The organism is Marinobacterium iners DSM 11526 (assembly GCF_900107855.1).
Taxonomy (GTDB): Bacteria; Pseudomonadota; Gammaproteobacteria; order Pseudomonadales; family Balneatricaceae; genus Marinobacterium; species Marinobacterium iners.
The window spans coordinates 159,820-168,743 of the sequence record NZ_FNRJ01000006.1 but is presented as its reverse complement, the minus strand read 5'-3'; the positions used below and the strand labels follow the sequence as shown (position 1 = coordinate 168,743).

At 56.4% G+C, this 8,924-nt stretch carries 10 protein-coding genes and 1 rRNA gene; 5 read left to right on the top strand and 6 right to left on the bottom strand.

Annotated features, from left to right (window positions below; all coding sequences use genetic code 11):
* The first annotated feature begins 114 nt into the window (after positions 1 to 114).
* Positions 115 to 230 (top strand): 5S ribosomal RNA (rrf, locus tag BLV48_RS09090).
* A 144-nt stretch (positions 231 to 374) separates the two neighbouring features.
* Here the strand turns inward: rrf and BLV48_RS09085 are convergent.
* On the bottom strand, positions 375 to 1,199 hold the full coding sequence (locus BLV48_RS09085; protein WP_091826208.1) for an HDOD domain-containing protein: 825 nt from the start codon (positions 1,197 to 1,199) through the stop codon (positions 375 to 377).
* A 98-nt stretch (positions 1,200 to 1,297) separates the two neighbouring features.
* Here BLV48_RS09085 and BLV48_RS09080 point away from each other — a divergent pair, with 98 nt between their 5' ends.
* Complete coding sequence (locus BLV48_RS09080; protein ID WP_091826206.1) at positions 1,298 to 1,945, top strand: tRNA-uridine aminocarboxypropyltransferase; 648 nt, start codon at positions 1,298 to 1,300, stop codon at positions 1,943 to 1,945.
* Positions 1,946 to 1,966: 21 nt separating this feature from the next.
* On the opposite strand, the gene secB is transcribed toward BLV48_RS09080, so the two are convergent.
* From secB to BLV48_RS09065, 3 genes are read right to left on the bottom strand one after another with little or no spacing between them, the layout of a single operon-like run.
* Positions 1,967 to 2,443, bottom strand: coding sequence for a protein-export chaperone SecB (gene secB, locus BLV48_RS09075; protein ID WP_091826204.1), 477 nt, complete (start codon positions 2,441 to 2,443; stop codon positions 1,967 to 1,969).
* 26 nt (positions 2,444 to 2,469) lie between these two features.
* Entirely contained in the window at positions 2,470 to 2,724 is a 255-nt protein-coding gene (gene grxC, locus BLV48_RS09070; RefSeq protein ID WP_091826202.1) for a glutaredoxin 3, read from the bottom strand.
* Positions 2,725 to 2,729: 5 nt separating this feature from the next.
* On the bottom strand, positions 2,730 to 3,143 hold the full coding sequence (locus BLV48_RS09065; RefSeq protein ID WP_091826201.1) for a rhodanese-like domain-containing protein: 414 nt from the start codon (positions 3,141 to 3,143) through the stop codon (positions 2,730 to 2,732).
* A 166-nt stretch (positions 3,144 to 3,309) separates the two neighbouring features.
* Between BLV48_RS09065 and gpmI the strand changes: the two genes are divergently transcribed.
* The 3 genes from gpmI to BLV48_RS09050 are packed head-to-tail and all read left to right on the top strand — an operon-like array spanning position 3,310 to position 7,366.
* Positions 3,310 to 4,863 carry a 2,3-bisphosphoglycerate-independent phosphoglycerate mutase gene (gene gpmI / locus BLV48_RS09060; RefSeq protein ID WP_091826233.1) on the top strand — a complete coding sequence of 518 codons (1,554 nt, stop codon included), beginning with the start codon at positions 3,310 to 3,312 and terminating at the stop codon, positions 4,861 to 4,863.
* Between the two features lie 5 nt (positions 4,864 to 4,868).
* Positions 4,869 to 6,005 (top strand): murein hydrolase activator EnvC family protein, encoded by a 1,137-nt coding sequence (locus BLV48_RS09055; protein WP_139253901.1) that lies wholly within the window; start codon positions 4,869 to 4,871, stop codon positions 6,003 to 6,005.
* Positions 6,006 to 6,028: 23 nt separating this feature from the next.
* A complete protein-coding gene (locus tag BLV48_RS09050) occupies positions 6,029 to 7,366 on the top strand; it encodes a S41 family peptidase (RefSeq protein ID WP_091826198.1) in 1,338 nt (445 codons plus the stop codon).
* 9 nt (positions 7,367 to 7,375) lie between these two features.
* Here the strand turns inward: BLV48_RS09050 and slmA are convergent, their stop codons facing one another.
* Together slmA and argB are read right to left on the bottom strand one after the other, a co-directional pair.
* On the bottom strand, positions 7,376 to 7,987 hold the full coding sequence (gene slmA, locus BLV48_RS09045) for a nucleoid occlusion factor SlmA (RefSeq protein ID WP_091826196.1): 612 nt from the start codon (positions 7,985 to 7,987) through the stop codon (positions 7,376 to 7,378).
* 10 nt (positions 7,988 to 7,997) lie between these two features.
* Positions 7,998 to 8,900: an acetylglutamate kinase gene (gene argB, locus BLV48_RS09040; protein WP_091826195.1), complete on the bottom strand. Its 903-nt coding sequence runs from the start codon at positions 8,898 to 8,900 to the stop codon at positions 7,998 to 8,000.
* Positions 8,901 to 8,924: the final 24 nt, after the last annotated feature.

The window sequence follows — 8,924 nt, the reverse complement described above, 5'->3', positions numbered from 1 at the left end:
CGATTATCGGCTCGAAAGAGCACCGATTGAACGCTTGTAGCAACAACACAGACAATCAGAGCAACGTGACATATAAGCACGAGGCTCAATCAGATCCGGTTTGTACCAGTTTCGCCTGGCGACCATAGAGACGTGGAACCACCTGATCCCATACCGAACTCAGCAGTGAAACGCGTCATCGCCGATGGTAGTGTGGGGCTTCCCCATGTGAGAGTAGGTCATCGCCAGGCACTTAATACCAGAAACCCCGGTCTCGTTGAGGCCGGGGTTTTTGCATTGGGGCGAAGCACAGGCAGGCGCCAGACAAAAGAAAGGGCCCGGCGCACTCCCTGCGGCGGGCCCTGTCACTGATCTCAAGCCGGTTGGGCGCGAAACTACGCCATCTCCTCGATCAGCCTCTCCTTCAGGGTCAGATAGTCATAATCGGTTGTCGACAGGAAGCGCAATGCCGGCTGGAGCTGCTCCAGCTGTTGAGCCGACTGAATACGCCAGTAGTAGCGGTATTCAGAGCTGATATCCTGTGCCAGAGCCAGCACGGCCAGCAGGTGTCGTGTCTTCTCGTCAGTATCAACCTTGTCTGCCAGAACATCATCCAGCTGAGGCTGTAAACGGATGGCATCTGCAACGTGCTGAGGCAGGTTCCAGCGCTCAGCCATTCTGGCACCTACCTGATAATGGCTGAAGCCAAAGCTATCACGCTCCTGTTTAGCCAGTTCTGTCACGTTGAAACCGGGTGATGACTGCAGGAACTCACGAAAGCCTGAAAAGGCCTGGATCATCAGTGGCAATCCACAGTCATGCAGCATGCCAAGGGTATATATATCATCCTTGTTCAGATGAAGACGCAGCTTGCGTGCAACACTTAGCGACAGCTGGGACACATCCTTGGCTGTGTCCCAGAAGCGCTCCATACGGCCTGTCTTTTTCAATGTGTTGCGCAGTATCGTTAGTCGTACCAGATTATATATCTGGTCTAGCCCCAGCAGACTGATGGCATGCTCTATGGAGGTTACGCTGACGCGCAGGCCATAGTAGGGGCTGTTGATGCTTTTAAGGACTACCGAATAGAGTGCCACATCGGACTTGATCAGTGTTGCGATGTGGGTCAGATCAGGGTTTTCGGCCTTAAGTAGCCGTGCAATGTCAATCAGTACTTCCGGCTGTGGGGGAATGAGTGAGTTAAAGCGGCTGTCATTCATTGTGAAAGTGGCTCTTGCAGGCGTCGTTAACAGAGCTTGTCTGTTCTGGTGGCCTCACAGTATAGTGCCTGCCCGTTCAGGATTCAGCAGGAGAGAGGGTGAAAATCGATAATCCCCCGCGCAAGCCCTTTGTCGCCAGAGGCTCGGGTGTAAAGCGTTGTGATGGTTGCAGGCTGCCGACTGATGTGTGTATCTGCCAGTGGCGCAAGGTTGTTCAAGCGCGCTGTGAATTTTGGCTGTTAACGCACCGCTATGAGTTGTACAAGCCGACCAATACGGGGCGACTGATCCTTGACTCAATTGCCAATACCCGTATCTTCGAGTGGTCACGTACCGAGCCGACTCAGGATCTGCTTGATGCACTTCAGAATGACCGCTATGTGCCCTGTCTGGTGTTTCCTGCAGGGGAGGACTACGAGCACCGAATGCTCAAGCAGGTACCGGCTGATGAGCGTATTCCGGTGTTCATTATTCTGGATGGAACTTGGCGACAGGCGCGGCGCATGTTTAGGCACAGCCGTTACCTGCAACACCTGCCGGTGATTGAGCCGGAAACTGATCGACTTAGCCGTTATCAGTTGCGACGCTCTACGGTTGAGGAGCACCTGTGCACGGCTGAAGTGGCGGTTGCGCTGCTTGAGCAGGCAGGAGATCAAGCAGCAGCAGAACATCTGGAGGGTTATTTCGAGCGCTTCAACGCCAGCTATATTGCTTCACGCCGGCGCTGGGCCAAACAGGAGCGGTGAGGTCACCGCTCCTGCATGCACTCAGTGAGCCTCTTCTGCTGCGGCAGCCTGTTGCTGCTGCATTTGCTGAGCATAGAGGGCATCAAAGTTCACAGGGGCGAGCATCAGCGGAGGGAAGCTGGCCTTGGTCACAAAGTTGTCTACCGCTTCACGTGCGTAGGGGAACAGCAGGTTCGGGCAGAATGCGCCCAGTGTGTGGTGCAGTTCAGGGCCTTCGATACCTGCAATCAGGAAGATGCCTGCCTGCTGTACTTCAACCAGAAAGGCGGTTTCATCAGCATTCTTGCCGGTGACCGTCAGAGTCAAAACGACTTCATAGTGTTTTTCGTCAAGTTGGCTGGTACGGGTGTTCATTTCAAGGTTGATTTCAGGCTGCCAAGCTTGGGTAAAGGCTTTGGCACCTGCCGGTGTTTCCAGCGAAGCGTCCTTGACAAAAACACGCTGCAGGGCGAACTGGGGCTGAGTAGCTTGCTGGTTGGCGGCTTGAGCGTCAGACATGAATAATTCCTTATTTGAAGATGGGTTCAGGCGTTGATCAGGGAATCCAGCTTGCCCTGTCGTTCGAGGGCGAACAGATCATCACAGCCGCCCACATGGGTTTCACCAATAAAAATCTGCGGTACCGTACGTCGACCGCTGCGCTGCATCATCTCCTGACGCAGGCTGAGGTCGGCATCCACATCAATGGCTTTGTATTCAGCGTTCTTGCTGTCGAGCAGTGCGATGGCACGGGTGCAGAACGGGCACCAGCGGGTCAGGTAAACGGTAATTTCAGGCATGGCTCTCACTTTATGATCGGCATGTTCTGGGCTTTCCATTCGGTCATTCCGCCAGACAGGCGCACAACATGGTTGTAGCCTGAAGCCTTGAGTTTCTTGGCGGCGCTGCCGGCAGCCTGGCCCAGATTGCAGACAACAATAACAGGCTTGTCGCGGAATTTGTCCAGTTCGTTGAGGCGGCGATCGAGGTCAGCAAAGGGGATGTGGTGTGCGCCGGTAATGTGGCCGGTATCCCACTCCTTGCGCTGGCGGATATCGAGTACCACGCCACTTTCTTTATTGATCAAGCGAGTGGCTTCTGCTGGTGATACTGATTTGCCGGCCTTGCGCTTCTCGGTCCAGAGCAGCACTGCCAGGGTCACAACCCAGGCAGCGACCAGATAATAGTGCTGTATTGCGAATTCGATCAGGCGTTCCATAGTCGTTCCGGTCAGATGAGCGGGATATCAGGTAAACAAGTATACAATGCTGCCGTGACAGGGATAAGGGCTGAGGCCAAATCCGCAGGTGCTCGGTTAGCTAAACCGACGCCAAGGCAGTAAAATGGCTGCCTGTTTTTTAACCGACCGGACAGAACTGCTGATCATGACAGACGCACGCGCAACCAAGGCACTGATTATTCTCGATGGTTTCGGAGTCGAGTCGACCCCCTCGTCTGCGGTGGATGCCGCCCGCACCCCGACCTGGGACCGTCTCCTGGCATCCAACCCGAACTCTCGCATCCAGACATCGGGCATGGCGGTCGGTTTGCCTGAGGGGCAGATGGGAAACTCTGAAGTAGGCCACATGAACATCGGTGCAGGTCGTACCGTGTACCAGAATTTCACTCGCATCTCCAAGTCGATTGCGGATGGTGATTTTTTTGAAAATCCGGTGCTTTGTGAAGCTATGGATAAAGCCATCGAGCAGGGACGAGCAGTGCATGTGCTGGGGCTGTTGTCGCCAGGTGGTGTGCACAGTCATGAAAATCACATGTTTGCACTGTTGGAAATGGCAGTGAAGCGTGGCGCCAAGCAGGTATATCTGCATGCGATTCTGGATGGGCGTGACATGCCGCCACGCTCCGCCGAGCCTTCCATCAACGCTGCCGAGGCGGTTTTTGAACGCCTCGGCACGGGTGCGATTGCGACGGTGGTCGGGCGCTACTTCGCCATGGATCGAGACAATCGCTGGGATAGGGTTGAACTGGCCTACAATGCCATGACCAATGGAGATGCACCGCAACAGGCAAACAGTGCATTGGAGGCGCTGCACAATGCCTATGCCCGGGATGAAAACGACGAATTTGTACAGGCAACCGTAATTGTCGATGAAACCGCTCAACCTGTTGGGCTGATTGCCGACGGTGACACTGTGATCTGTGCCAACTTCCGTCCTGATCGGGCGCGTGAAATAACACGCACTTTTGTTGACGGTGACGTTTTTACCGGCTTTGACCGCAAACAGCGTCCAGACTTGAGCGCCTATGTCATGCTGACCGAGTATTCGGCTGATATTGCTGCTCGGGTAGCCTATCCACCGGAGGCAATTCACAACGATCTGGGTGAGTACCTGTCCAGCCTTGGCAAGACGCAACTGCGTATTTCCGAAACCGAAAAATATGCACATGTGACTTTCTTCTTCAATGGAGGTCAGGAAGCTGTTTACCCCGGTGAGGAACGTATTTTGGTGCCGTCTCCTCAGGTCGCAACCTACGATCTGCAGCCGGAGATGAGTGCGCCTGAGGTGACCGACAAGCTCTGTGATGCCATTCGCAGTGGTCGCTTTGACCTGATCGTATGCAATTTTGCCAATGGCGACATGGTAGGTCATACCGGCAAGTTCGATGCAGCCGTCCAGGCGGTTGAGACCGTTGACCAGTGCCTGACCCGCGTACTGGCAGCACTGAAGGAGGTCGACGGTGAAGCGCTGATTACTGCCGACCATGGAAACGTGGAGTTGATGGTGGATCCTGACAGTGGTCAGCCCCATACCGCGCACACCACATGGCCGGTTGCTCTGATCTATGACGGACCGCGTACAGGCAGTGTAAAACTCAGTGATGGTGCCCTGTGTGATCTGGCACCCACACTGCTGGCATTGATGGGGCTGGAATCGCCCAAAGAGATGACTGGCCACTCACTGGTCAGTCTGGGCTGATTATCTTGAGACAACTCCGCCGTTTGCTGTACGGCCTGTGTCTCTGCCTGCCACTATCGCTGGCGGCACAGGATCCGGTCGCCACGGAAAAGCAGCTGCAGGCACTCAAGCAGCAGATCGAGCGTTTGCAGCAGCAGGTAGGCAAGCGCCAGGATGATCTCAAGAACGCCCAGTCAGAGCTGCGCCGTTTTGACCGTCAGATAGGCGAAGTGACGGCCGAGCTGGATCAGCTGCAGCAGCGACTGGAGCAGTTGGAGCAGCATCGCGGTAATCTGGGCGCGGATGAAAGCCGTCTGCTGTCCGGGCTGCAGGAGCGTGAGGCCCAGATCCGAACGTTACTGCAGGAGCAGTACCGGCTGGGGCGGCAGCCCGGTGTTCAGCTGATCCTGTCACAGCAGGATCCGCAAGAGCTGGCTCGCATGCTGCGCTATTATGATAGTGTCAGTTCAGGGCTTGCCAGTCAGTTGGAGCAGTTCAGGCAACAGCTTGAACAGCTGGAGCAAACACGCAGCGAGATTGCGCGTGCCGATACCGATTTGATAACGACCCGTGATGCGTTGGTACAGCGACGGGAAGCGTTGAAGCAGGCCCGTACCGGGCAGGCCAGCGCTCTGGCTCGACTGCAGCAAAGTCTGCAGGAAGAGCAGTCAAAACTGGGTAAGCTGCAGCAGGATCAGAAACAGCTGGAGTCGGTTCTGGCCGAGATTCGTCGGTCACTCGAGAAGATCAGGCTGCAGACAGACGGCCTTCAGTTCAGCCAACGCAAGGGCAAGCTGGACTGGCCGCTCAGTGGCTCTGTGAGGAGGGCCTTTGGCAGTCAGGTTGACAATGTCAGCTACGAAGGCATGCTGATTGCTGCTCAGGCAGGTACTCGGGTCAAGGCGGTACACCATGGACGGGTTGTATTTGCAGACTGGTTGCGGGGCTATGGACTGGTCTTGATCCTGGATCACGGAGGTGGTTACCTGTCCCTCTACGGTCACAACGACAGCCTGCTGCGAGAGCCGGGCGAATGGGTTGGTACCGGAGAGGCAGTTGCTCTGGCGGGCAGCAGCGGCGGTAACGGGGAAACGGGACTCTATTTTGCCATCCGACATCAGGGTCGCTCAATCGATCCAATCAGTTGGCTTGGCAAACGCTAATTCACCATGCAGGGAACACACTTATGAAGCTCTACGGGCGTACACCGCTGGCAACTGCCACAGCCATCACGGCGCTGAGTTTACTGCCTTTCTTTGGTCCACTGGCTCAGCAAGCGTCAGCCGAGCCCAGTGCTGCTGCAGAGACGACAGAGAAAACTCTGCCGCTGGAAGAATTGCGGATGTTTGCGGATGTATTTGACCGCATCAAGCAGGCCTATGTGGAGCCGGTTGATGACCGGCAGCTGCTTGAAGATGCCATCCGCGGCATGCTGGCAGGCCTTGACCCGCATTCCGCCTATCTGGAACCTGAGGCGTTCGAAAGCCTGCAGGTTCATACCCGGGGTGAATTTGGCGGCCTTGGCATCGAAGTGGGACAGGAAGACGGCTTCATTCGCGTGATAGCCCCGATCGATGATACACCTGCACAACGTGCCGGTGTACGCGCCGGTGACCTTATCATCAAGCTCGACGATGTACCGGTGCAGGGGATGGACTTGAATCAGGCCGTTGAGCTGATGCGTGGAGAAGTAGGTACCGGCATCCGCCTGACCATCATGCGTGATGGAGAGGACAAGCCGTTTGAACTGGAAATCGTACGCGACGTGATCAAGGTGACCAGCGTGCGTCATGAACTGCTTGAGCCGGGTTACGGTTATCTGCGGGTATCCCAGTTCCAGTCCCATACCGGTGAAGACCTGGTCAAGGCGATTAACGAGATGCAGCAGGCAGCGCCACTGCAGGGGCTGGTACTGGATCTGCGCAATAATCCCGGAGGGGTATTGCAGGCAGCGGTTGAGGTAAGCAATGCATTCCTTGACTCAGGCCTGATCGTCTATACCGAAGGCCGGCTGCCAAACTCCGAGCTGCGCTTCAATGCCAATGCCCAGACAGCGGCCGCCAATACGCCGCTGGTGGTGCTGATAAACGGTGGTTCAGCCTCGGCGTCTGAAATTGTGGCAGGCGCTCTGCAGGATCACAAACGTGCCATCATCATGGGGACAGACAGCTTTGGCAAAGGATCGGTACAGACCGTGTTGCCATTGGGGGGGGAGCGTGCGATCAAGCTGACAACCGCACGTTACTATACCCCTGGTGGGCGTTCCATTCAGGCGCAGGGTATTACGCCTGATCTGCGGGTAGATGAGGGCAAGCTCACCGGGATCCGTAAGGAGATGGGTGTAAAGGAGCGCAATCTTGCAGGGCATCTGGAAAATGGAAATGCGGAGAACGTTCAGTCAGAGCAGAGCTCGAGCAGTCGTGATCTTGCTGAGCGAGACTATCAGTTGTACGAATCTCTGAATCTGCTCAAGGCGATGCACATCCTGAAGCGGGAGCCTGCTGAGGCAGGCTCCGAGGGTTGACGCCCTTCGTTATGCCGAGGCGACGGGTGCACGGTACAGCCCGGTTCCCAGCCGCGCCCACTGCTCAGGCCAGAACTCGGTCGGACGGCGTTTGAATTCGCTGCGCACAAACTGACGGATACGACCCTCGGCTGCGGCCAGCATCAGGTTGGCAGCCGAGCCGGCAGGGATCTCCGTACGCAGCCCCTCACGCACCTCTGCCTCTCGCATGATCTGCTTCAACTGGGTTTCCAGTCGTTCGAACAACTGGTTGATGCGTACTCGCAGGCGCTCGGTTTCACCCGAAAGGGCGTCACCCGTCAGAATCCGGGCCATGCCCGGGTTCTTTTCCACGAATGCCAGCAGCAGGGTCAGAATCTGCTCACACTGGCGCACGCCGCCCACATCTGACTGAGTGATCAGCGTAATGCGCGAGAACAGAGTCTCTTCGATAAAGCCGATCAATCCTTCGAACATGCGTGCCTTGCTCGGGAAGTGGCGGTAGAGGGCCGCCTCAGACACGCCCACCTCACGCGCCAGGGCCGCGGTGGTGATCCGTTGCCCCGGGTTGTTTTCCAGCATCTGTGCCAGCGCCTGCAGAATCTGCTCGCGGCGTGAAATTTTCTGTTCCTTGTCGCTCATCATCCGCCTGTCACAGTGCCTTGTTGGTGATCAGAGTACCGACACCTTCATCGGTGAAGATCTCCAGCATGCAGGCGTGCTCGACCCGGCCATCGATGATGTGTGCACTGCGAACACCGCTTTTCACGGCGCTCAGGGCGCAATCGATCTTGGGCAGCATGCCGCCATAGATGGTGCCATCAGCGATCAGCTCGTCTACCTGCGCAGTGGTCAGTCCGGTCAGAACCTTTCCGTTCTTGTCCAGCAGGCCTGCGATATTGGTCAGCAGCATCAACTTCTCGGCCCTCAGTACTTCTGCCACCTTGCCGGCTACCAGGTCCGCATTGATGTTGTAGGCATGGCCGTCTTCACCCACACCGATCGGGGCGATGACGGGAATAAAGTCGGAGTTCTCCAGCATCCCAAGCACCTTGACGTTGACGCTCTCGACCTCGCCCACATGGCCGATATCGATGATTTCGGGCGCCTCCATTTCTGGGGTCTTGTGCTTGACCTTCAGCTTGCGTGCCCGCAGCAGTTCACCATCCTTGCCGGTCAGGCCGATCGCCTTGCCGCCGGCGGAGTTGATCAGGCCCACAATTTCCTTGTTGACCATGCCGCCCAGCACCATCTCAACCACGTCCATGGTCTTGGAGTCGGTCACACGCATGCCGTTGATGAAGTGGGACTCGATTTTCAGCTGTTCCAGCAGGCTGCCGATCTGCGGTCCGCCGCCGTGGACCACGATCGGGTTGATGCCGATCAGCTTCATCATCACGATATCGCGGGCAAAGCTGGCCTTGAGCTTTTCGTCGATCATGGCGTTGCCGCCGTACTTGATGACGATGGTCTTGCCGACAAACTGCTGGATGTAGGGCAGGGCGACCGACAGAATGTGAGCGGTCGACATGGCTTGTTCACGGGACAGAGGCATATTCTCTCCTTGCATATATAAGTG